This is a genomic window from Clostridium sp. AT4 (genome assembly GCF_001517625.2).
GTDB lineage: Bacteria > Bacillota > Clostridia > Lachnospirales > Lachnospiraceae > Enterocloster.
Window position 1 is genome coordinate 157,594 of sequence record NZ_LN999825.1, and the last position, 23,727, is coordinate 181,320.

Annotated in this window: 18 protein-coding genes and 1 riboswitch; of the genes, 4 read left to right on the plus strand and 14 right to left on the minus strand. The window is 46.4% G+C overall.

Annotated elements, in window-relative coordinates:
- Positions 1–9: 9 nt before the first annotated feature.
- The 3 genes from BN3656_RS01730 to BN3656_RS01735 form a co-directional block, all read right to left on the minus strand.
- Positions 10–1,134: a slipin family protein gene (locus tag BN3656_RS01730; RefSeq protein ID WP_066543455.1), complete on the minus strand. Its 1,125-nt coding sequence runs from the start codon at positions 1,132–1,134 to the stop codon at positions 10–12.
- Between the two features lie 87 nt (positions 1,135–1,221).
- Positions 1,222–1,398 carry a hypothetical protein gene (locus tag BN3656_RS16565; protein WP_167544847.1) on the minus strand — a complete coding sequence of 59 codons (177 nt, stop codon included), beginning with the start codon at positions 1,396–1,398 and terminating at the stop codon, positions 1,222–1,224.
- Positions 1,399–1,625: 227 nt separating this feature from the next.
- Positions 1,626–2,861, minus strand: a complete 1,236-nt coding sequence (locus tag BN3656_RS01735; RefSeq protein WP_066543457.1) for an RtcB family protein — start codon at positions 2,859–2,861, stop codon at positions 1,626–1,628.
- Between the two features lie 122 nt (positions 2,862–2,983).
- Here BN3656_RS01735 and BN3656_RS01740 point away from each other — a divergent pair, with 122 nt between their 5' ends.
- Together BN3656_RS01740 and BN3656_RS01745 are read left to right on the plus strand one after the other, a co-directional pair.
- Complete coding sequence (locus BN3656_RS01740) at positions 2,984–4,249, plus strand: WYL domain-containing protein (RefSeq protein WP_066543462.1); 1,266 nt, start codon at positions 2,984–2,986, stop codon at positions 4,247–4,249.
- Entirely contained in the window at positions 4,236–5,243 is a 1,008-nt protein-coding gene (locus BN3656_RS01745) for a WYL domain-containing protein (RefSeq protein ID WP_066543464.1), read from the plus strand. The genes BN3656_RS01740 and BN3656_RS01745 overlap by 14 nt, the downstream gene beginning before the upstream one ends.
- A 90-nt stretch (positions 5,244–5,333) precedes the next feature.
- Here BN3656_RS01745 and adhE read toward each other — a convergent pair whose 3' ends face one another.
- The 9 genes from adhE to BN3656_RS01790 all read right to left on the minus strand — a co-directional run bounded on the left by adhE (position 5,334) and on the right by BN3656_RS01790 (position 19,498).
- Positions 5,334–7,946, minus strand: coding sequence for a bifunctional acetaldehyde-CoA/alcohol dehydrogenase (gene adhE, locus BN3656_RS01750; RefSeq protein ID WP_066543556.1), 2,613 nt, complete (start codon positions 7,944–7,946; stop codon positions 5,334–5,336).
- A 418-nt stretch (positions 7,947–8,364) separates the two neighbouring features.
- Positions 8,365–9,552, minus strand: coding sequence for a methionine adenosyltransferase (metK, locus tag BN3656_RS01755; RefSeq protein ID WP_066543466.1), 1,188 nt, complete (start codon positions 9,550–9,552; stop codon positions 8,365–8,367).
- 185 nt (positions 9,553–9,737) lie between these two features.
- Positions 9,738–9,876: riboswitch (SAM riboswitch) on the minus strand.
- Between the two features lie 144 nt (positions 9,877–10,020).
- Positions 10,021–11,877, minus strand: coding sequence for a bifunctional UDP-sugar hydrolase/5'-nucleotidase (locus BN3656_RS01760; RefSeq protein ID WP_066543468.1), 1,857 nt, complete (start codon positions 11,875–11,877; stop codon positions 10,021–10,023).
- A gap of 95 nt (positions 11,878–11,972) precedes the next feature.
- Entirely contained in the window at positions 11,973–13,265 is a 1,293-nt protein-coding gene (locus BN3656_RS01765) for a UDP-N-acetylglucosamine 1-carboxyvinyltransferase (protein WP_066543470.1), read from the minus strand.
- 166 nt (positions 13,266–13,431) lie between these two features.
- A complete protein-coding gene (locus tag BN3656_RS01770) occupies positions 13,432–15,912 on the minus strand; it encodes a hypothetical protein (RefSeq protein WP_066543472.1) in 2,481 nt (826 codons plus the stop codon).
- A 218-nt stretch (positions 15,913–16,130) separates the two neighbouring features.
- Positions 16,131–17,150 carry a hypothetical protein gene (locus BN3656_RS01775; protein WP_066543474.1) on the minus strand — a complete coding sequence of 340 codons (1,020 nt, stop codon included), beginning with the start codon at positions 17,148–17,150 and terminating at the stop codon, positions 16,131–16,133.
- Between the two features lie 116 nt (positions 17,151–17,266).
- Positions 17,267–17,779: a DUF4446 family protein gene (locus BN3656_RS01780; protein ID WP_066543476.1), complete on the minus strand. Its 513-nt coding sequence runs from the start codon at positions 17,777–17,779 to the stop codon at positions 17,267–17,269.
- A 55-nt stretch (positions 17,780–17,834) separates the two neighbouring features.
- On the minus strand, positions 17,835–18,731 hold the full coding sequence (locus BN3656_RS01785; RefSeq protein ID WP_066543478.1) for a ParB/RepB/Spo0J family partition protein: 897 nt from the start codon (positions 18,729–18,731) through the stop codon (positions 17,835–17,837).
- Positions 18,731–19,498, minus strand: coding sequence for an AAA family ATPase (locus BN3656_RS01790; protein WP_066543480.1), 768 nt, complete (start codon positions 19,496–19,498; stop codon positions 18,731–18,733). Before BN3656_RS01790 ends, BN3656_RS01785 begins: the two co-directional genes overlap by 1 nt.
- Before the next feature lie 341 nt (positions 19,499–19,839).
- Here BN3656_RS01790 and BN3656_RS01795 point away from each other — a divergent pair, with 341 nt between their 5' ends.
- Both BN3656_RS01795 and BN3656_RS01800 read left to right on the plus strand, forming a co-directional pair.
- The gene (locus BN3656_RS01795) at positions 19,840–20,799 is read left to right on the plus strand and encodes an alpha/beta hydrolase (protein WP_066543481.1); all 960 of its coding nucleotides are present in this window, start codon (positions 19,840–19,842) and stop codon (positions 20,797–20,799) included.
- A gap of 98 nt (positions 20,800–20,897) precedes the next feature.
- Positions 20,898–21,728, plus strand: coding sequence for a deoxyribonuclease IV (locus BN3656_RS01800; protein WP_066543484.1), 831 nt, complete (start codon positions 20,898–20,900; stop codon positions 21,726–21,728).
- Here the strand turns inward: BN3656_RS01800 and BN3656_RS01805 are convergent.
- Both BN3656_RS01805 and rsmG read right to left on the minus strand, forming a co-directional pair.
- Positions 21,725–22,852 carry a LacI family DNA-binding transcriptional regulator gene (locus BN3656_RS01805; RefSeq protein WP_066543487.1) on the minus strand — a complete coding sequence of 376 codons (1,128 nt, stop codon included), beginning with the start codon at positions 22,850–22,852 and terminating at the stop codon, positions 21,725–21,727. The genes BN3656_RS01800 and BN3656_RS01805 overlap by 4 nt on opposite strands.
- Before the next feature lie 102 nt (positions 22,853–22,954).
- Positions 22,955–23,719 carry a 16S rRNA (guanine(527)-N(7))-methyltransferase RsmG gene (gene rsmG, locus BN3656_RS01810; RefSeq protein WP_066543488.1) on the minus strand — a complete coding sequence of 255 codons (765 nt, stop codon included), beginning with the start codon at positions 23,717–23,719 and terminating at the stop codon, positions 22,955–22,957.
- Positions 23,720–23,727: the final 8 nt, after the last annotated feature.

Genomic DNA, 23,727 nt, shown 5'->3' on the forward strand with positions numbered 1-23,727 from the left:
GCCGGGAATCTATCTCCCGGCTTCCTTTCGTTCCATCCCCACCAGCTCCGCCAGCTGCTCCATGACTCCTTTTCCGCCATTTAGAGAAATCGTCCCCACCTTATCGCAGATCCGCTCCAGATACTCCATCTCCTTAAGCTTAAAGAGGGTCTGGTTTTCATCCATCAGCCTTGCGGTATTTAAGAGGCTTCTGGTAGAAGCTACCTCCTCCCTTCGGGTGATAACATTGGCCTGGGCGCGTTTTTCCGCCAGAAGCACAGTATTCATGATCTCCCGTATCTCCCCCGGAAGGATAATATCCTTGATTCCCGCAGAGACGATTTCCACGCAGTAATCCTCCTGCTTCTTTTTCATCTCCTCCAGCACATACTGGCTGATCTCCTCCTTCTGCTCCAAAAGCTCATCCAGACGGAACCGTCCTACATATTCCCTGAGGATCAGCTGCGCATGGGTATAGAGCTGTGTTCCCACATTTTCCACCAGCATTACCAGCCTGCGGGGATCTGTGATCCTGTAAGTGCAGATCACATTCAGCCGCACCCCCACCTTATCTGCTGTCAGTATCTCCTGACCGGAAATTTCCAGCTGCTGAAGCTTCAGGTTAAATACTTTGCAGGTAGTTTCCCTTCCGTAATTCCAGAAAAAGTAAGTTCCCGTTTCCAGCTGCCGCTCAAACTGATTGTCAAAGTACAAAAGCCCGGTCTCTCCGTCCTTAATCACAATTTTCTTATAGTATTTGGCAGGCATCAGCTCCATATACATCCTGGGAAGGGTTTCTTCCATCCATGGCTTTGTGATATCAATCACCTGAAATTCATTTTTCTCAAATACATTCCAGAACAATGTCTCCGGCTTACAGACCACCTCTCTGAACGCTCCATTTACAAACCGGATGGCAATGGATGTATCCGGAAGCACATTTTTTACCACACGGGAAGCAAATTCCGGATTCTTCATCAGGATTTCCTCCGGAATCCCACAGGTATTTACAGCCCCGGTCATGGGAACAATTTTTACCTCACAGCCGGACAGGCTGAGAAAATAGTAGGTTCCCACAGTCAACAGCTTCTCAAAGCGGCCCCTGCGGATCAGATAGCCGCACTCATTTTCATTGATCTTATATTTCTTTATCATAGGTACCTCCCTGTTTCACAAACAATTTCCCTGTTTCATACAGAAAATCCTGCGCCATGCTTCATCCCCGGCCCAGGGGGCTGTTTCTTAAGCCCAAAGGGCAAAGGACTCCAAAACTTCCTTATCCCGGCTCCTTTGGGCGGTATCCGAAACTGCACAGGCCTTGCCGGAGACTGCCGCGATGCTGCCTGCAGCCGAAGCAAAAAGCGCATTCTTTCTGTGGCCCTGCAGCCTTTTGACTGCAAAGCCGTGCTCCTGTGACATTTTTAAGATGTCTCTTAACGATTGCTATACCCGCTTAGCTACATGACTTGCCATCATGGCAGGATTTGAACCTGCGGCCCATCGTGCTGACTATATGCTGTCCTGCCGGAATACCAAAACGCCATAGGCGACGGCACCGGGGAGCCAGGAAATACTCCTCCCATGGGCAGAACTGCCTGTATCTGACACCGGCCCTCCTGCCCTGCAGGTGCCGGACTTTTCCATCATTATCCCTTTACCACCCCTACGGTCTTCAGCCGTTTGACCGGGGTTACAAGATCCGTTTGGGCGTTCATTACCTGATCGATATCTTTATAGGCAAACCGGCTTTCCTCTGCCACATCTGCCTTTCCCTTCTTTCCCAGAACCACGCCCTGTTTTCTCAGATCCAGGATTACATCCTCACAGGAAAAGGCTTCCATAGCGCCTTTTCTGGAATATTTCCGCCCTGCTCCGTGAGAACAGGAACAAAAACTCTCCTGATTCCCCTTTCCCATCACCACATAGCTGTAAGAACCCATGGCGCCGGGGATAACTGCCAGTTCGCCGTTTTCTGCCCTTACCGCACCTTTTCTGTGCACCCATACCTCTTTTCCATAGCGTGTTTCGAGGGATGCATAATTATGATGACAGTTAATATCGCCGGAAAACTTCAAATCCAGCTCCGTATATTTTCCAATATACTTTTCCAGAATCGCCTTTACTGCCAGCATCATCTTTTCCCGGTTTTCCTTTGCAAAATCCATGGAAAGCTGCATCCAGCGCAGATACTGGCGGCCCTCCGGGCTGTCCACGGGCAGAAAAGCCAGCCTGTATTCATCCGGCACCTGGCTGTACCATTTCTGGTTCAGCTGACGGGCCTTATAATGAAAATAGTCGCAGACGGATTTTCCAAAATGACGGCTGCCGGAGTGAATCATCACTGCCAGCATCCCCTGATCATCCTCCTGAAGCTCAATAAAATGATTTCCTCCGCCCAGAGTTCCGATCTGAAAATATCCGGCCTCCAACTGTCCCAAAAGCTCTGCATCCTCCTCATACAGGTTCAGCTCTTCCAGTGCCCGGTCCATGGTATAAGAGGGCATCCCCAACTTATGATGGGCAAAGCCCACGGGAACATTTCTCATAATATCACCGATCACCGCCTGGATCAGCGTTCCGTTCCCGGTCTGGATCTCCCGAATGGCCTCTAACGGAATATTGGTTTCCGTATATGCCATCCCGCAGCCAATATCCACACCCACTGCATTAGGGATGATCACTCCCTCTGCAGCGATCACACCGCCGATGGGCATTCCCATTCCTGCATGGGTATCCGGCATCAGATTGACCCATTTATGGAGAAATGGAAGCTGTGCCAGGTGGTATGCCTGTTCCCTGCAGGTCTCTTCCAAATCCTTTTTATCCTCAAGCCATACCTTTACCGGCAATCTCATGGCATCCTTTTCATACATTACGAACATATCCTGCACATCCTTTCATTTCTTATCATGGCTTTATCTTAGCCTGATTTTCCATTTTTATCATTTAAAAAAAGGTGCGAACCCGCTATAATGGAGCTATATCACCCTATGGAGGGATCTATATGGCAGAATTTCAGGAGCTTATCAAAAACTTTGACCGGATCCGGGATTATATGCGCCAGTTTTATATTTATGGATTTAAGGTGAGAAATGATTTTGACTCCCGCAGCGCCCGGACCTATGACAATGAACGGAGGCGGATCGAGAGCTGGCTGGGCGATTACACCTGCTCTTCCTATACGACCAAGGGAAAACAGGTCTATATCAATATCGACAGCAAGACAGTGCCCGAAAATCCCCTCTATGCGGCCTGGAAATCGAAAAGCTTTACGGATAATGATATCCTTCTGCACTTTTTCATTCTGGATCAGCTCACCGATCATCCTCGGGGAATGAATGCCTCTGCCCTGAGCGATGCGATCTCCCTTACCTACGGCGTTGCCTTTGACCCCCAGACCGTGCGGCTGAAGCTGAAGGAATACGAATCTCTGGGACTGCTGTGCTCTCATAAAGAAGGAAAAAACCTTATCTATCAGATGCTCCCGCCCCAGTTTCCCCATGACTCTCCCTTAAATGATACTCTTTTAACCGCTGTTTCCTTTTTTCAGGGAACCGCCCCTTTCGGGTTTATCGGGAGCACCATTCTGGACTGGCACGACCGGAAAAATACCTTTTTTCAGTTCAAGCATCATTTTATCGTACATACCCTGGAAGATCAGGTGCTCCTGCAAAGCCTTACAGCCATCCGGGAGCACCGTTTGATCGACTATGAAAATAAGAGTTTCCGTTCCGGGAGCATTTCCTCCCAGTCCGGCGTTCCCTTAAAAATCTTTGTAAGCACCCGTACCGGAAGGCGCTACCTCTGTCTGTACCTTCCATCTCTGCGGAGGTTCCACAATGCCCGTCTGGACTCCATTCTCTCCATTACCATTAAGGAGCCCTGGGAAGACTATGAACGAACCTATGAGGCGCTGCTGGCGAATATAAAACGCTGCTGGGGCGTTTCCTTCGGAAGCGGAAGAAGCCGCCTGGAAACCATCTGCCTGCGCCTTTCTATTGATGAAGAAAAAGAACCCTATGTTTTAAAACGCCTTTACCGGGAGGGGAAGGGCGGAGAAATCCTAAAAATACGGGAGCATGAATATCTGTATACGGGAGCATTTTTCGATACCAATGAACTTCTGTCCTGGGTAAAGTCCTTTACCGGGCGCATTCTGGATATTCAGGGAACCTGTGAACCTGCCATCCTTAAGGTCACAAGAGACTGGGAACGGATGTATCAGATGTACTGCAGCGAAGAAAAGGAAGAAACAAATGGAACTGTTTAATGAGATATATAGCTGTTACTACCACACGGTCCGCCATATTTTGGAGGAAGCTGCCGGCCATTCAGTGAACATGAAAGAAATGGAGCAGATCTGCAAAAATCAGGCCTTTCAGGAAACAGCCCTGGCTGTACTCCCGAAACTTACAAAGGGAGAGTGGCCCCTTCTTTTCCCCCCAAAGGAGCATCCTGGCTGCTATGAAAGTGCCCTGCATTTTTCTCCTCCCGAACTGCCGCTGACTGCACTTCAGATGTCCTGGCTGGCAGCTCTGATCCATGACCCGCGCTTCCGGCTCTTTTTTACGGATGAAGAATTAAAAAATCTTTCAGAATCCCTAAAGGGATTTGAACCGCTGTATCAGCAAGAAAATTTTTACTATTACGACCAGTTTTGCGACGGTGATTCCTATGCTTCACCTTCCTACCGGGAGCATTTTCAGGCAATTTTAAAAGCCCTGAGGGAGCATCATATCCTTTTTATTGGATATGAAGGCAAAAAAGGAATCTGCCATTCCTTTGAAGTCATCCCCTATCAGCTCCAGTACTCCTCCAAGGATGACAAATTCCGTCTCTGCTGTCTGCAGTACCGACGGGGACGCTGCGGCCTAAATACCATTCTCAACCTGGAACGGATTCGTGACTGCCGCGTTTCCCCTGACCTCCTTTCGGACAGCGATATACAGACTCTCTCCTGCCACCGCTTTCTCCCGGTCCGCAAAGCAAAAGAGCCCGTTCTCTTAAAAATAACCGGAGAACGGAACTCTCTTGAACGCTGTATGCTTCACTTTGCCAGCTATGAAAAGCATACGGAATACCATGAAGAAGGCAAATACTGGCTGTGCTCCATTTACTATGATACCGCAGATGAAACGGAGCTTCTCATCGATATCCTTTCCTTCGGCCCCGTAATAGAGGTTCTGGGGCCAGGCCATTTCCGCAGTATGGTGAAAAACCGGGTGAAACGGCAGCATGAGCTTTTGTATGGAACGGTGGAGTAAATATTTCTACGCGAACAGGCCGCCTGCCCTAACCGGACAGACGGCCTGTTCCAAACACAAAGGATAAAGGTTCACCCTCAATGGGTTCGATTATTTTCCGTAATAAGCTCTTAAATACATATCCTTGATCTCGCTCATGAGAGGATATCTTGGGTTGGCGCCGGTACACTGGTCGTCGAAGGCCTGCTCCGTCATATCATCCAGTCTGTCTAAGAAGTCTTTCTCGTCAATGCCGTAATCCTTGATGCAGGACTTCACGCCAACAGCCTTCTTTAACTCCTCGATCTTCTCGATCAGCTTCTTCACAGCCTCTTCATCGCTGCCTGCATTGATTCCGCAGAATCTTGCACACTCAGCGTATCTTGCCATGGTATGCGGATACTGGTACTGGGAGAAAGTTCCCATCTTGCGTGGATTCTCAGCAGCGTTGAACTCAACTACCAGAGAGATCATCAGCGCATTTGCAATACCGTGGGGCAGATGATGGAATGCGCCCAGCTTATGTGCCATAGAATGGCATACGCCCAGGAATGCGTTCGCAAATGCCATACCTGCCATACAGGATGCGTCTGCCATCTTCTGGCGTGCCTCAACATTGTTTGGCTCATTGTAAGCGATCGGCAGGTAGTCAAATACGTTCTTCATTGCCTTTAATGCAAGTCCGTCTGTATAATCCGTTGCCATAACAGAAGCATATGCCTCTAATGCATGGGTTAAAACATCAACGCCGGAAGCGCTGGTTAAGCCTCTTGGCTGGCTCATCATGTTGTCAGTATCAACAATCGCCATATTTGGAAGCAGCTGGTAATCAGCCAGAGGATACTTGATGCCTGTCTCCTGATCGGTGATAACGGCAAATGGAGTAACCTCAGAACCTGTACCGGAGGAGGTAGGAACAGCTACAAAGTAAGCCTTCTCACCCATCTTCGGGAAAGTGTAAACTCTCTTGCGGATATCGATAAAGCGCATTGCCATATCCATGAAATCTGCTTCCGGATGCTCGTACAGTACCCACATGATCTTTCCTGCATCCATTGCGGAGCCGCCGCCCATTGCGATAATTACATCCGGCTCAAATTCTTTCATCAGTTTGGCGCCTGCCTGTGCATTTGCCAGAGTAGGATCAGGCTGAACGTCAGAGAATACGGTATATGTGATTCCCATTTCATTTAAACGGTCTGTAATTACATTTGTGTAGCCGTTCTTGTACAGGAAGGAGTCTGTTACGATAAAGGCTCTCTTCTTGCCCATTACATCCTTTAATTCGTTTAATGCTACAGGCAGACAGCCCTTCTTAAAGTAAACCTTCTCAGGTGTACGGAACCACAGCATATTTTCTCTCCTCTCAGCAACAGTCTTAATGTTCAGCAGATGCTTAACGCCAACGTTCTCAGATACGGAGTTTCCGCCCCAGGAACCGCAGCCCAGTGTAAGAGACGGAGCTAGCTTAAAGTTGTACAGATCGCCGATACCGCCGTGGGAGGAAGGTGTATTTACAAGAATACGGCAGGTCTTCATTCTCTCTGCATGCTTCATCATCTTTTCTTTTTCATTTACATTGATGTACAGAGAAGAGGTATGGCCGTAGCCGCCGTCTGCTACCAGACGCTCTGCCTTATCCAGAGCCTCGTCAAAGGTCTTAGCCTTGTACATAGCCAGTACAGGAGACAGCTTTTCGTGAGCAAACTCCTCGCTGATATCTACAGACTCAACCTCGCCGATGATAATCTTTGTATCAACCGGAACATCCACACCTGCCAGCTTTGCGATGGTGTATGCAGACTGTCCTACGATCTTTGCATTTAATGCCCCGTTGATCAGGATGGTCTTTCTTACCTTTTCAATCTCACCCTGCTTTAAGAAATAGCAGCCTCTGTATTCAAATTCCTTCTTAACAGCCTCATATACAGGCTCCAGAACAGTTACAGACTGCTCAGAAGCACAGATCATACCATTATCAAAGGTCTTGGAATGGATAATGGAGTTAACTGCCATACGGATATCAGCCGTATCGTCAATGATAACTGGCGTATTTCCAGCGCCAACGCCCAGCGCAGGCTTACCGGAAGAATATGCAGCCTTAACCATGCCCGGGCCACCAGTTGCCAGGATGATATCAGCGTCTCTCATTACCTCATTGGTCAGCTCCAGGGAAGGAACGTCGATCCATCCAATGATCCCCTCAGGAGCGCCTGCCTTAACAGCAGCCTCCAGCACAACCTTGGCAGCCTCAATGGTACTCTTCTTTGCTCTTGGATGTGGGGAAATGATGATGGCATTGCGTGTCTTTAAGGAAATCAGTGTCTTAAAGATTGCAGTGGAGGTTGGATTTGTAGTAGGGATAACAGCTGCGATCAGGCCGATTGGCTCTGCAATCTTCTTTATACCGTACTCCTTATCCTCCTCAACCACACCAACGGTCTTTGTATTCTTGTATGCATTGTAGATATACTCAGCTGCGTAGTTGTTCTTGATTACTTTATCCTCAACCACGCCCATTCCGGTCTCTTCTACCGCCATCTTTGCCAGCGGAATACGCATTTTATTCGCTGCGCTTGCTGCCGCGAAAAAGATCTTATCTACCTGCTCCTGTGTGTAGGTTGCAAATACCTTCTGAGCCTCGCGCATTGCTGCCATCTTGGCGTTCAGTCCCTCTACGCTGTCAATGATCTCCGGAACTACCTGCTCGGTCTTCTTTGCCATTTCCATTTCCTCCATTTTCCTTGTGTTTGTGTTTGTATTCGGAATGTTTGTCAATTTATTAACAATTTAACTATCCGCATTATATAACATCGTTAAAAAAATGTCAACCATATTTTTTCTTTTTTCAGGTTTTGCGCAAATTTTTAGTCTCAGAGCATACTCTATCGATTCACCAATGGCAAAAAGATTGTTAAATATATAACACCACTTTGGATATTTTGTATAATTTTAAAACCTATCCACTGCTATTTTATAAATTATGGTAAAATATACCTGGCAACTATAAAAATAAAACTGTAACATAAGGAGAGCTTTTCTATGTTTCGGCCAATGCCACGTTACGGACAGCAGCTGGAGCTGAAAAAAGGCATCTGCACGCCGATACATACCATTGTGCAAATGCCTTTTTGTATTCTTATTACAGATATTTTTTAAGGGTATCCACCTTATCTAACTTCTCCCAAGGAAGGTCAAGGTCATTGCGGCCAAAATGTCCGTAAGCAGCAGTCTGCTTATAGATCGGACGACGCAGATCCAGCATACGGATGATTCCAGCCGGACGAAGGTCAAAGTTCTCGCGGATGATCTCTACCAGCTTCTCCTCACTGAGCTTTCCTGTTCCGAAGGTCTCTACCATAATAGAGGTTGGGTGAGCCACGCCGATTGCATAGGACAGCTGGATCTCGCACTTATCAGCCAGACCGGCAGCTACGATATTCTTAGCCACATAGCGGGCCGCATAAGCTGCAGAACGGTCTACCTTGGTGCAGTCCTTACCGGAAAATGCGCCGCCGCCGTGACGTGCCGTTCCGCCGTAGGAATCTACAATAATCTTGCGTCCGGTCAGACCGCTGTCTCCGTGAGGTCCGCCGATTACAAAGCGTCCTGTAGGATTGATAAAGAACTTTGTATTCTCATCTACCATATCTGCAGGAATAATCTCATCAAATACATACTTCTTGATATCTGCATGGATCTGCTCCTGAGTTACATTCTCATCATGCTGAGTGGACAGAACCACTGCATCCAGACGAACCGGCTTTCCATTCTCGTCATACTCTACTGTAACCTGAGTCTTTCCGTCCGGACGAAGATACTTTAAGGTACCGTTCTTTCTTACCTCAGTCAGTCTTCTAGCCAGCTTGTGAGCCATGGAAATAGGATATGGCATATACTCCTCTGTCTCGTTGCTTGCATAGCCGAACATCATACCCTGGTCGCCTGCACCAATGGCGTCCAGCTCTTCCTCGGACATACGGTTTTCCTTTGCCTCAAGAGCCTTGTCAACACCCATAGCAATGTCGGAGGACTGCTCGTCAATGGCGGTAATCACGCCGCAGGTATCACAGTCAAAACCATATTTTGCACGGTCATAGCCAATCTCGCGAACCGTCTCTCTTACGATCTTCTGGATATCTACATATGCCTTTGTGGTGATCTCGCCCATAACCAGCACCAGTCCTGTGGTGGTCGCTGTCTCGCAGGCAACACGGCTCATGGGATCCTGCTCCATTAAAGCGTCTAAAATCGCATCAGAAATCGCGTCGCACATTTTGTCCGGATGGCCTTCAGTTACAGATTCAGATGTAAATAATCTTCTCTCCATCAATCATTCTCCTTTTCTTTGCTGTAAAATAAATACATACTGTACTGTGTTTCGTGTCATTTAAGCAGGTGTAATCCTCTGCCCTCTGGCAAAAAGAAAAGTCCGCAGCAACGGCGGACTTGAAAATATTAGATCTTCAAATCCTCTTATTGCTCGATCAAGCACATCAAAAAGCTCTTTTTAAAACTTTATAAGCTGCACTCCTCGCTCAGGCTGGCACCTTCCGGCCCTTTCGCACACCGCATAAGCACTGCTTACGGGATACTCAACCGGGGTTGCCGTGACTTCACAGGTCCTTTATACCTCCATCACTCTGAATAAGGGATATTTACGAACGTTTTCTATTGTGAAATGACTACCAGCATATATTAAATCATTTTTTCTTTCCTGTCAATATACATTTTTCCGCGCAAAAAATCCCGGCAAAGTTCCATCTCCTCTGCCGGAATTTTCATTAAAACAATCTTTTTACTGGATCACAATCCGTCCCTGTCCTTCGGAATTCTCATATTCAGAGGATACAGAACCGCCCAGGCCCTGAATATAGGTGGATAATACATCTACATCCACCATAACCTCATCCTTTATAATATTGCAGCCATTAAACATGGTCATGCCGTCCCCACCGGACTTTAACATATAATTATGGGAAGCCACTGTGTAAGTCTTATTCAGATCAATGGGCTGTCCGCCAACCTGAATATCCGTAACTCTGTACGGCCCGTCTACACTGACAAAATTACCCTTATCATCCACCTTTATACTGGATTTTACAGAGCTGTCAATGGTATAGGTCAGACCGGATACATGCATGAAGCCTCCGGACTCCTCAGGATAATTCTTAACGCCCATTTCCAGGGCATCCTTGATCTGCTGTCCTGTCACCTCTGCCACACATCCCATGTTTCCAAATGGGAATACAGCCAGTGTATCCTCATATGTAATGGTTCCGGACTCAATATCTGTGCGGACGCCTCCGCCATTGCAAAGTCCGATGTCTGCTCCCAGCTGAACTCTGTAAGCATCTGCCGCCAAATCACCAAGATTAGTTTCGCCATTTCTTATCCGGCGTTCTCCGGTGGCCTCATCCTTGATCGTCAGCTTGTACGCTGTACTTCCCAATGGGGTCTTTAAGGTTTCGTTAAACTGCCCCTTGATCTGCTCGATCAGGCTGTGGGTATCCGGATCCACTGCACGGCCATTTTCATTTACAACACTGCCCTGGCGGATGGTAAGAACCATTCCGGGATAAATGGTACCCGGATCAGAAATCTTATCCCGATTGCTGTCATAAATCTCTCTCCAGCGGTCATAGCTTCCCAGCTCTCTCTTGGCGATCCTGCTTAAGGAATCATTCTTCTGAACCGTATAGGTACGATTTACTTCTGAAGGCACAACCTCTGAGATCAGCTCTGTGGAAATCGTTCCATCTGTATGAATGGTCATCTTTCCAATATTTGCCAGCTTAGTGCCTGTCTGGGTAACGATAACATCCTTCCCGTCTGCATCCTTTACTATCATGGAAAGTGTAGTTTCATGGGAATGTCCGTCAATGCAGGCATCCACGCCCCGGATATGACCGATCAGGCTTCCGGCACTCCAGCGCTCTGTGATTCCATTTTCTCCCAGATGTCCAACTAAAATCACAAATTCCGCTCCTTCAGCCCTGGCACTGTCCACTGCCGACTGCACCTGATTGTAAAATGCAGTTCCGTCTGCATCCTCACAGAAGGAATAGATATAATTTCCATTCGCATCCTGGAAATAAGCAGGCGTAGATTTTGTAAAGCTTTCCGGTGTGGAAACGCCCACATAAGCCACCTGTGTATCACCGTAAGAAATCATCTTATAGGGTGCAAATACAGACTGTCCGGAAGCAGTGCTGATAAAGTTGCAGGAATAATATCCGCAGTTTAATTTTTCTGCCAATTCCAGAAATCTGGGCATACCGTAGTCAAACTCATGATTTCCCGGAACTGCCACATCATATCCTGTCTGATTCATGATATCAATGATATAACCGCCCTCGGACAGAGTTCCTACCGGAGCACCCTGGATGGCATCACCTGCATCCACCAGAGTAACATACGGTGTCTGGTTCATCATTTGCTTTTTGTACAGCGCCAATCCGCCGTAACCGATGTTTTCATCAATTGCGCAGTGAACATCATTGGTATATAGAACCACAATGTCCTGATCCGCTCCTTTGACTGTTCCAGCCTCCTGTGCCCATGCGGACATGGACATACCTGTGATAAGGCTGCAGGTAAGAATCAGGGACCAAAGCAGACCCAGGAACCTTCTTTTTCCTGTTCTCCCGGTCATTTCATAACCCTCCTTATGAGATAATTTTGCCTCTGCCCGGATTGCTCCTGACAGAGGCTATTCTTATATGAAACCGTACGATGGATATACGGTCATCATCCTACCCTAAGTTTAAATTTCTGCATCTCCCTTTCAGAATCCACCAGCTCGATCATGGCTCCCAGCCCCTGGAGCTTTTCCTCAAAGCTTTCGTATCCCCTCTGAATATATCCGATCTCATCTACAATGGTATATCCTTCTGCCGCCAGCCCTGCGATTACCAGAGCTGCACCTGCCCGAAGATCCGGCGCATTTACCTGAGCGCCAGTAAAGCCTTCTACGCCGTTAATCACAGCTACATTTCCCTCTACCTTGATAGAGCTTCCCATGCGTGCCAGCTCGTCCACGTATTTAAAACGATTCTCAAAAATGCTTTCTGTAACCATACTGGTTCCTTTGGTAAGAGCCAGTGTAACAGCCATCTGAGGCTGCATATCGGTAGGAAAGCCGGGATATGGCAGTGTCTTAATATCTGTATGACGCTGGTTCGGCTTACCCACAACACGGACTGCGTCATCAAACTCGATCACCTCACAGCCAATCTCTGTAAGCTTGGCGGAAATCGCCTCCAGATGCTTTGGAATTACATTTTTTACCATCACATCGCCTCTGGTTGCTGCTGCTGCACACATAAAGGTACCAGCCTCGATCTGATCCGGAATAATAGAATATTCTGTGCCGTGAAGCCGCTCTACGCCCCTGATACGGATTGTGTCTGTTCCTGCACCCTTAATATTGGCTCCCATACTGTTAAGGAAGTTTGCCACATCTACGATATGGGGCTCCTTGGCAGCATTCTCAAGAATCGTCTGTCCCTCTGCCATAGCAGCAGCCATCATGATATTGATGGTCGCTCCCACAGAAACCACATCCAGATAAATATGACTTGCCACCAAATCAATGGCATGGGCGATCACTGCTCCGCCCTCAATCTGTACATCTGCTCCCAGCGCCCGGAAGCCCTTAATATGCTGGTCAATGGGGCGGCTTCCGATATTGCAGCCTCCGGGAAGAGGAACCTGAGCGCTCTTGTATTTTCCTAAAAGAGCACCGATAAAATAATAGGACGCACGGATCCGGCGGATATATTCGTCATCCACGGATACTTCTCTGATATTTCCTGCGTTGATCTTTACTGTATGGCGGTCAATGCGGTGTACGCTGGCACCGATCTCCTGGATTGCTTCCAGCATAACATTGATATCCCGCACATCCGGCAGATTGTCGATAAGAACATCCTCATCGGTCATAATGGATGCTGCCAGAATACCAAGTGCGGCATTTTTGGCTCCGCCTATGGTCACATCGCCCACCAGCGGATTGCCGCCTTTTATAATATAATGTTCCATTTTATACCTCAATTACTGATCGAACAGACCTTAATTTTTCTTTCTGTCTTTGTTCACATTTTATTTACATCTCTTAGATTATACCATAAGAACAGGATTTGTAAAGCAAACTCGCCTGCCGGGCGAAAAAAACGTTTCACCGGACAGGCGTGTTTCAAAATTATTTTTATTCAATTTTTAACCCGCACAGGAAACGGTTATGCTGGCTTCCAAAGTGCGCGGCTGCGTCCCCCAGCCCCATTTTTACGTTTTCCTGGACAGCAGGATCATAAATGGTTACATTATAGGTATCATAACCGGACAGAAGAACATAACTTCCATCCTCTCTGTAAGCGGCTGCCGGAATCCCTTTATCAATAAAATACAATACCTGATTCAGTGTACAGCCCGTAGCGTCAATCACCATGATCCCGTCCTCATACAGCGTACTTCTGGTAAATCCATCCAGATGGCTCATCACTGCACCGGCTGCACCGGATGGATCTTTCAGATTTCGGATCGGCTGACGGTTAATGCGATCCCAGACAAGGTGTCCTCTTTCATCTGTCACAAATCCCATTTTATCATAGGCAAGGTTCACAGCTTCTGCAAACTGTCTGGATGCTCCCAGAAAATGGCCGCCTCCGTAAGCGTAAAAAATCACTTCACCTTTTTCTCCCGAAGCCGCTTTTCCTGCCAGCTCCAGAGTACCTGTATTTTCATACGAAAATGCCTTTGGCCGTTCGGATTTTACAGACGAAGCCTTCTGGTCTGAATCCATCTGTACAAAATACATTCGTCCCATCTCGGAAGAAGCATACCAGCCAATTCCCTCCAGTGGATCTGTTTCCACCTTTTCATTGCAGACAATGGTATCCTCATCCTGATAGGAATACTGATTGTCCCCCAGCTTTACCAGCCTCTTTAAATGAATCCGTCCATCCTCCGTCACCACATCTGAAATGTAGATTCCGTCCTTTCTGTATTCGCTTTCAATGTTCATGTCACTGTCCGCGATATACATCACATACATGGGGATTTCCTGTACCCTTCCGTTTACACTCCAGACATCCTCCTGCCGGGCAAAACCATAGATCAGATCACTTCCTACAAAGCCCAGCACCCTGGCATAATCACCTTCTGAAACAGGAATTTCCTGTTTTTGGGATGTATTAAAATCCATCACATGAATCCTCTCATCCCGTGTATCCTCTCTCTTTTCCTGCCATGCCATCCGGCTTCCGTCATGGCTTACCGCAAAGGTTCCCTCCGTAAGTCCCTGAGCTACAGAAATGGATTCGTTACTGCTTAAATCAATTCCAAATACATTTCCATTCAGCATCAGATATACCATTTCTCCGGGACTTACATAGGCCAGCTGCTCTATATCCTTTTTTAATTTTTCAAATTCCAGAACAACCGGAATGAAGAATTTCTCCTGGACTGTATTGCTTCCCGCATCATAGCGATAAAATATCACTCCGGTTTGACCCTCATACGGTCCACGGTTCATATAGCCGTAAACCAGAAAATCTGCCGAGCCGTCATCTCCTGCTCTCAAAATCTGTACATCATGATCTCCATAGCTGCTGCGCACATCGTCTGTTTCTCCATTTGAAAATGTAAACACACACATGATCCTGTGGTCTGATTGATCATAACGCCACAGATTGCCATTTACTTTAAAAAGAATATACCGGGAATCCTGGCTCTTTACCGTACCAATACCGGCTTCATCGGAAATTCCCAAAACAATCCTCTTTCCAGAAAATGCCCCTTCACTTCCTGTAAAAATATGGTTGGCATTGCGCTCATAATTCATTAAGTAGATCCGCTGCTCATTCCATTTCATGGCAAAATTATCTTCTGCCTCTGCCAGACTCTCCTTTCCCTGCGAATCTGTAAGCCGGACATAATATTGAACCTGAACCTGTCCCATAATTCCGTCAAATTCCTGAAGGGTAATCCTGGGTTCTCCTTCCATCTCCGCATGGAGTCCATCCCAGGTCAAATGATCAAAACTGGCCCGGATCGTCACATGGCCCAGAGAACTGTTATCCTCCTCCGGACTGGTTTCCAGATACGATATCAATTCCTTTGCCTGCTCATAATCCAAACTCTTTCTTGTAAATTCCTCTGCCAGCTGCAGCATATCCAAAGCCCTTGGAGCATCCGTCCACATGATACGGGTATAATACTGGATCTGCTGTTCTGCTGTCTTTACATTTAAAATTAAGAGATACGCTTTATCCTTAGAAATCAGATTCTGGATAGGAAGGCTCACTGTGGTTATGCCCTCCTTGCTGGACCAGTCCGAAAGCTCTGTCCGTTCAATCAGGCGATCCATGGAAAGATTCCTTATCTCATAACTGATTTCTGTAATTGTATTTCCAAACTCATGGATGCGAAGATTCAGTCTTCTGTCTGAAGACAAAACAGAAATCGCTTCTCCGGCCGCACGATTTCCCATATCCTGAACATATCCGTGCAGACCGTTAATCTCCTTTCCTTCAAACTCCGTATATACCACCGGCAATCTTGATTCATCCATGGATGAATATACGGCGCCCTCCTGCTCTGATGTCCTGTGTGCACCGATAAAGTATACCACCAATGCAGCCAGAAAAACCACAAACAGGATTCCTGCTCTCTGTATTATTTTTTTCATCTGTTCATTCCTTTTCAGAATTTTATCTGCTCAATTTTACCTTTCCATCTCCGGTGTGAGAACTGGAAGAAAAATCCGCTTACAAGCAAGCTTGACACATATTTTTCTGCCAGTTCTCCCTCCGTCCTGAATCGTTACCTCTATTTTATATAATAACCGTTAAAACTACAACTTAATCTTTTTTGAATATTTCCTGTGATAACTTTTATGCTGTAATTCTATCCAATACACATTCCTCTGCGGCACCGCCGGTTCTGCATCTCATCTAAAATCAAGGTCTTTACAATATCGCGAAACCAGGCTGGATAAATACCAGGTCTGGGTGGACGTACCGGACCGGGACCCTGCGGTGGATACGGTGGACGCACTGGGCCGGGACCCTGCGGCGGGCGGGGTGGACGCACCGGGCCGGGACCCTGCGGCGGATACGGTGGACGCACCGGGCCGGGACCCTGCGGCGGATACGGTGGACGCACCGGGCCGGGACCCTGCGGCGGATACGGTGGACGCACCGGGCCAGGATTCTGCGGCCGGGCTGATCCCGGAATATGGGGCGGACGTCTGAGTTCCTGTCCCAGTAGCACCGGGCCATTTTCAGTTTCCACAGGAACAACCGGGGCATACATGGATCCCATCCCCCAAGCCATTCCCTGCACATCCGGCCTAATCCCATTGATCCCCCAGCCGTTCCACCAATTCCTCAATGGAGGTCTCATTTCCTGGCTTTCAATTATTCTGTTATGTTCTCTTAAATCCGCCTCTGCTGTTACCTGATAGATATTTTCTTCCATGTCACTTTCCATGGGATTCTTATTTTCTTCTGCCCCTTCTTTTATATTCTCCTCTCCCCTCTCATCCACAGTCTTTTTTTTACCATCATTTTTCTTGTTTTCTTCATCATTTAACTCCTCTGTTTCAACCTTTTCTTTTTCCCGATCTGTACCTTTTTCCACCCCTTTTTTTTCCTGATCCACTACTTCCTCTTCCTGTTCTTCTTCCACGCTCATTCTTTCAATCGTCTTTTTCTCCTGCATCTCCCACGCCTCTCTTAAAATCCCCATGTCTCCGGATGTACTCACAGCCTCACAAACGGAATTGCACATTTGATCTACCATTCTCTGTTCTGGCCACTCATCATACATAGGGCTGTTTTGATAATCCATTCTGTCACATGCTTCCGATACATAGCTCTGTATCATCCGGATTTCTCTGGGATACATACTTTTAAAATTTTCCATTCATCTGTCCTTACCCATATCTTTCACTTTTATCATATGCAGAAACCATAAAAAATGTTTCACGTGAAACATAAAAAAGGATATCTGAGTTTATATTCCCAGATATCCCTGCATCATCAATTTTTCTTTACATATCCCAATGCCTGCTCCAGAGCTTCCTGCTCCTCATTTCCCAGCACCTTTTCAGTCTTGCCTGCATCTACTTCCTTCATATATAAATAGCAGCCCTCCTTACTGTGAATACAATTCAAAATAAAGCCACTGTTCGTATAATCCAAAACTGCAATTACAAAGCTCAGTGTTCCTCCCATTCCAGGAAATGCATTATATCGAACCATTCCAAATTTTTGAAAGGAAGAACGGAAGTTTCGATTCAACGTTCGAATCGAGTCCTTGGCTGCCCGATCCTCTGCCTTCAAAATACGAATTTCCTCCAGCTGATCCAGTATCACATCCTCCAGTGTTTCCGCATCCTTTCCCCGCATAAAATAATCATATTTCCGACTCAATTTTTTCAGCTTTGCCATAGCAGCAATTACAAGAATCAATAGAATCACTACCAAGCCTGACAATATTACAATAATATATGCCGGATCAAATGGAAGTTCAAATAGCATACTGTTTTCCATTCTTATCTAATCTCTCCTTACTCTTATCCGAATGTTAGATACAGAATCTTTATTTCTAGTGGATGGACTCAATCAATTCCACAATTCGTTCCAACTCTGCCTCTGAATAGTATTCGATTTCTATACGGCCTTTGTTCTTATCTTTATTATGTATGCTGACCTTTGTTCCCATAATGGTTTTCATTCTGTCTTCCAGATTTTGATAAATCAGCATCAGGGCATCATCCGCTTTCTTTTCCTTCTTTTCTTCTCCAGCAGCTTCCTTGGCCATCCGTTTTACCAACCGTTCTGTTTCCCGAACACTTAAGCTTTTTTCTATAATTTCCTTTGCTGCCTTTAACTGCAGTCCCCCACCGTCCAGAGAAAGAAGCGCTCTGGCATGACCGCTGCTAATAATACCCTGGATGAGCATTTCCTGAATCTGCTCATCCAGCTTTAAAAGACGCATGGTATTCGTAATGGTCGCTCTGTTTTTTGCTACACGCTCTGCAATTTCCTCCTGCGTGAGATTAAACTCACGAATCAGCTGCTGATACGCCTTCGCCTCTTCAATAGGATTCAGATCTGCCCGCTGAACATTTTCAATCAGAGAAATCTCCATTGCTTCCTGTCGGCTGTACTCCTTTAAAACCACCGGCGCTTCCTTGAGTCCCGCCATCTGGGCAGCTCTCCATCTTCTTTCTCCGGCAATAATCTCGTAAAAGTTCCCATTCTTCTTTACAAGAAGCGGCTGAAGAATCCCGTACCGTTTGATTGAGGCAGATAACTCCTTAAGCTTTTCCTGATCAAATGTCTTTCTTGGCTGCTCCTTATTAGGCTGAATCAGAGAAAGCTTTACCATCAGTTCCTTTCCTTTTCCATCTTCCATCGCAATCTTTTCTTTCTGTTCCTTAATCACTTCTTCCCCAAAGATTGCGCCCAAACCTTTTCCCAAACCTCTTTTAGCCGCCATTATACCTCTCCTCTGCTAATCACTTCTGCTGCCAGCATACGATAGCTCTCCGCACCCGTAGAACGGGACGAATAGTGATTGATGGACATTCCATGACTTGGAGCTTCTGCAAGCCGCACATTTCTTGGAATGATTGTTTTATAGATTGTCTGATTCAGATTACTCTTCACACTCTCCACTACCTGAAGAGACAGATTGGTTCTGGCATCATACATAGTAAATACTACGCCTTCCAGTTCCAATGACGGGTTCAGCTTTCTCTTCACCAAATCTACCGTCTTTAACATCTGATTCAATCCCTCCAATGCGTAATACTCACACTGGATTGGCACCAGCACGGTATCAGCTGCTGTCAAAGCATTAATCGTAAGTACATTTAATGAAGGCGGACAATCAATTAAAATGAAATCATACTCATCCCGTACCATGTCTAACGATTTCTTAAGCAGAATCTCTTTCTCGTCCAATTCCTGAAATTCAATCTCCGCACCCGCCAGATTCATATCCGAAGGAAGTACATCCAGATTTTCCTGAACCTCTTTTGTGATGCACTCCTTTATAGAAGCCTCTCCAGCCATCATATCATAAACGGTCTGTTCAAAATCCTTTTCTTCCAGGCCCAGGCCGCTGCTGGCATTTCCCTGTGGGTCAAAATCCACCAGCATTACATGCTGTCCTGCTTCTGCAAGGCAGGCTGCCAGATTGATCGCCGTGGTTGTTTTTCCTACTCCGCCCTTCTGATTTGCTATTGTAATAATCCGTCCCATATCCGTTTCCTCACGTTCGTTTTCGATGTACCAGACGATTATAACACAACTTTTCTGCTTTTCCTATGAAAAACTCTGCATTTGTACTTATTTTTCTATTTTATACAAAATATTACATGAGTAATGTTTCACGTGAAACATTACCATCTGTAGACAAGGAAGCACTGTGTTCTGGTGTTTAGGACGCCAGAACACAGTAAAGTGCGGAAACTCAAAAAACAGTTTTCATTGTAATCACTATCCACTTGTACTATAATAATCTTACCATCAGTGGACAAAAACTGCCCGGTTTACGAACCAGCACACGACACCTATCATTACTTTTTCAGGAGATAAAACGAATGAAAACAAGAAATAAATTATTGACTCTGCTCATACTGGCTGCAGGTGATGCTGCCGCCACTGCCTGTATCAACAAGGCCATTAAACTGTCTGCGATTTCCAGACACATTCTTGAAAATGAAAGCAGCGCCTCTCTATGCTATCACTGGCGCTTTGGAAACATTCACTATACAAAAGAAGGCAGTGGTAAACCGATTCTTCTGATCCATGATCTCTCCCCCGCTTCCAGCGGTTATGAATGGAAAGAATTTGCCCGACGTCTTGCAAAGGATCGAACCGTCTATACCATTGACCTGTTGGGATTTGGCCGTTCAGAAAAGCCGAATCTCACCTACACAAACTATCTTTACGTCCAGCTGATTTCAGATTTTATTAAATCAGAAATCGGTCACCGCACCGATGTGGCGGCAACTGGAGACTCCTCTTCGATTGCTGTCATGGCCTGCAGCAATAGTCCGGAGCTCTTTGACCGGCTTCTTCTGATCAATCCCGAATCTCTGCTCTCCAGCAGTCTGGTTCCGGGAAAAAATGCCCGGCTTTATAAGTTGATTTTGGATCTTCCCATTGCAGGAACTCTGATTTACAATATAGCCTGCAGCCGAAAAAATCTTACTCAGGATTTTATGAGCCGCTGCTTCTGTAATCCCTACTCTGTTAATTCCCGGCTGGTTGATGCTTACTATGAAGCAGCCCATCTGGGAGCTTCTCCAAAATCCATTTATGCCAGTGTAAAATGTAACTACACGAAATGCAATATTACAACCGCTCTGCGCCGGATTGATAACAGCATCTGTCTTTTTGGCGGAGCAGAGTTGGATGGTATGTCCGAAACCATGGAAGATTATCAGAATTACAATCCTGCAATCGAAACAGTGCCAGTTCCTAAGGCGAAACATTTGCCCCATCTGGAATCCCCTACTCGATTTTATGAATTATTCCGCCCTTATCTGGAAAATTAAAATACCGGCAGTTTCTACTATAAATGTTTCACGTGAAACATTTCTGCAGAAACTGCCGATCAATTTTACATAAAAACAATGTTAAAGGAGGCTCCTATATGTTACGAATCGGCTGTCATCTTTCCTCTGCCAAAGGCTACTGTTCCATGGCAAAGGATGCTGCCAAAATACATGCAAACACCTTTCAGTTTTTCTCACGCAACCCCCGCGGAGGAAATGCCAAAGAAATCAATCCTGAAGATGTAGCTCTATTTCTTAAAAAGGTGCAGGAACAGAATCTGATTCCCATTCTCTGTCATGCCCCCTATACTCTGAATGCCTGCTCTGCCGATCCTCATCTCAGGGATTTTGCCAGAAAAACTATGGCAGATGATCTGGCACGGATGGAATATACTCCCGGAAATCTTTATAACTTCCATCCGGGAAGTCATGTGAAACAGGGTGTTGATGTGGGAATTTCCTACATCGCAGATATGTTAAATGCCATATTAAAACCGGAACAAACCACCACTGTTCTCCTAGAAACCATGGCTGGAAAAGGAAGCGAAATCGGCCGCAGCTTTGAAGAACTTCGCCAGATTCTTGACCGGATAGATCTGTCCGACCATATGGGGATCTGTATGGATACCTGTCATGTATGGGATGCCGGCTATGATATCGCAAACCATCTGGATGATGTTCTCGCAGAATTTGATCACATCATTGGTTTAAATCGTCTGAAAGCCATCCATCTCAATGACAGCATGAATCCCCTTGGTTCTCACAAAGACCGCCATGCCCGGTTGGGCGAAGGCCAGATTGGCCTTCCGTCCTTAAAAGCCATTATCAATCATCCCGCCTTACGCCATCTTCCCTTCTATTTGGAAACACCGAATGATCTGGATGGCTATGCCCGTGAGATTGCCATGATGCGCGAAGCCTGGAGTTAACGCTCCGGGCTTTCTTTTTCCTTTTTTCCTGCCAATTTCTTTTTTCTGGCGCTTTCTGTAACCGTTTTCATATTCCCGGATCCGCGCAGAATCAGCCTGCATGGAACCATTACACGCTTTCCGATTCTGCGTTCCTGTTCTTTTTCATCAAATCGTTCCTGAAGCAGTCTCATCGCTTCCCTTCCCTGTTCCACTGCATCCCGCTCCACAACAGAAAGACGATATCCCAGCTCATATAAAACCGGCTGATCATCAAAGCCCATAAAGCCCAAATCTTCTCCTGCCGTCAGCCCCTTCCTTTCCAGACATTTCATACAGCTGCATGTTCCTGCCCCGCTCAGTGCAAACAGGGCCGTAGGCGGTGTATTTTCTTCTAAAAGCCGCGCAATTGCATCTGCTGTTTCTGCTCCGCTTTCTCCGTTGTATATTACATATTCATCGGAAACCTCCAGGCCATGATCCTCCATTGCCTGCATAAAGCCCCGAAAACGCTCCCTGTCCTCTCTGAAATTGCCTTTTTCACGAATGACTGCAATCTTTTTATGGCCTGCATCCATAAGGGACTCAGCGCCTTCATAAGCCCCCCTCCAGTTATCTCCAAACACACAGTCAAACGGTGCTCCTTTTATATTCCCTTCTGTCAAGATCACTGGCATTCCCTGCTCTTCCAGATGGAGAAGTTTATCTCTCGTCCCTCTGTCATCAGAAGCTGCGGGAGCAACGATAAGCCCTTTCATTCTCTGGTTTTCAGCAGCCTCCAGAAACTCATGCTGCTTCTTTATATCCCCTCCTGTGTTCATAAGAACAATATTGTAGCCGAAAGGCTGAGCCAGACGGCAGATCCCTTCCAGAATCCCACTGTAAACTCTCTGACTTGCGGAAGGGAGAATCACTCCAATACTGAAGCTGTCTCTTCCGCTCAGACTCCTTGCAATCAGACTGGGCGTATAGTTATTTTTCTCAACTGCCGCCATTACCTTTTTCTTTGTCTCTTCTTTCACATATCCCGAACCATTTAGTACACGGGATATGGTAGCCGGAGATACTCCTGCCACCCGGGCAATTTCTTTAATATTCATGCGACCTTGTCCTGCCTGTACTGTATTTTCTGTAATCGTTTTCATAGTGTATCCCCTGTTTTTGCATCATGCGTCATAAGGTATGTGTAACCGTTTTCCATCTCTTCTGCGGCACTGATCTCACCCACATATGCTCTGCCTTCGCGCCTATTTTCCCAGAGGTTCTTTCCCCGGCATTCCCGCTTTTCTTGGATATCTGGAAGATACCGGCTTTACTTTACGAATACGGATCAGACTTCTGGCTCCATCTCCTTCCGGTAAAGAAAAGCGCACCACTTCGTTTATTTCTCCTCCCAGAATTGCTGCTGCTTTCTTTCCCTGATTCAGCTCTTCCTCAATTTCTCCTGATTTATAAGGAATAAAGAATCCCCCTTTTTTTACAAAAGGAATACAATATTCTGACAGCGATGCCAGATTTGCTACTGCTCTGGACACTGCCAGATCATACTGCTCCCTGTGCTCTTTCATCCGTCCTGCATCCTCTGCCCTTCCATGGATGCACTGTACATTCTCCAGTTCCAGCTCTCTGCATACCTGCTCTAAAAATTTTACTCTTTTATTCAGCGAATCCAGCAGCGTGAGTTTAATCTGAGGAAATGCAATCTTAAGCGGGATTCCAGGGAACCCGGCTCCGGTTCCCACATCAATCACAGAAACCGTTTTCATATCTTTAGCTTCACCTTCAGACTCCCGATCCAGAAGCTCATGATACGCCTTTACCAGGCAAAGACTGTCACAGAAATGCTTTGCCACCACGTCCCCTTCCTCTGTAATGGCTGTCAGATTCATCACTTTATTTGTCTCCACCAGCATTTCATAATATTTAAAAAACTGTTCCAACTGCCTCTGGCTCAGGGTTATATTCAGCTCCCTTGTCCCGGCCTTCATTTTCTCAGCAAATGATTCTGTCATTGATCCCG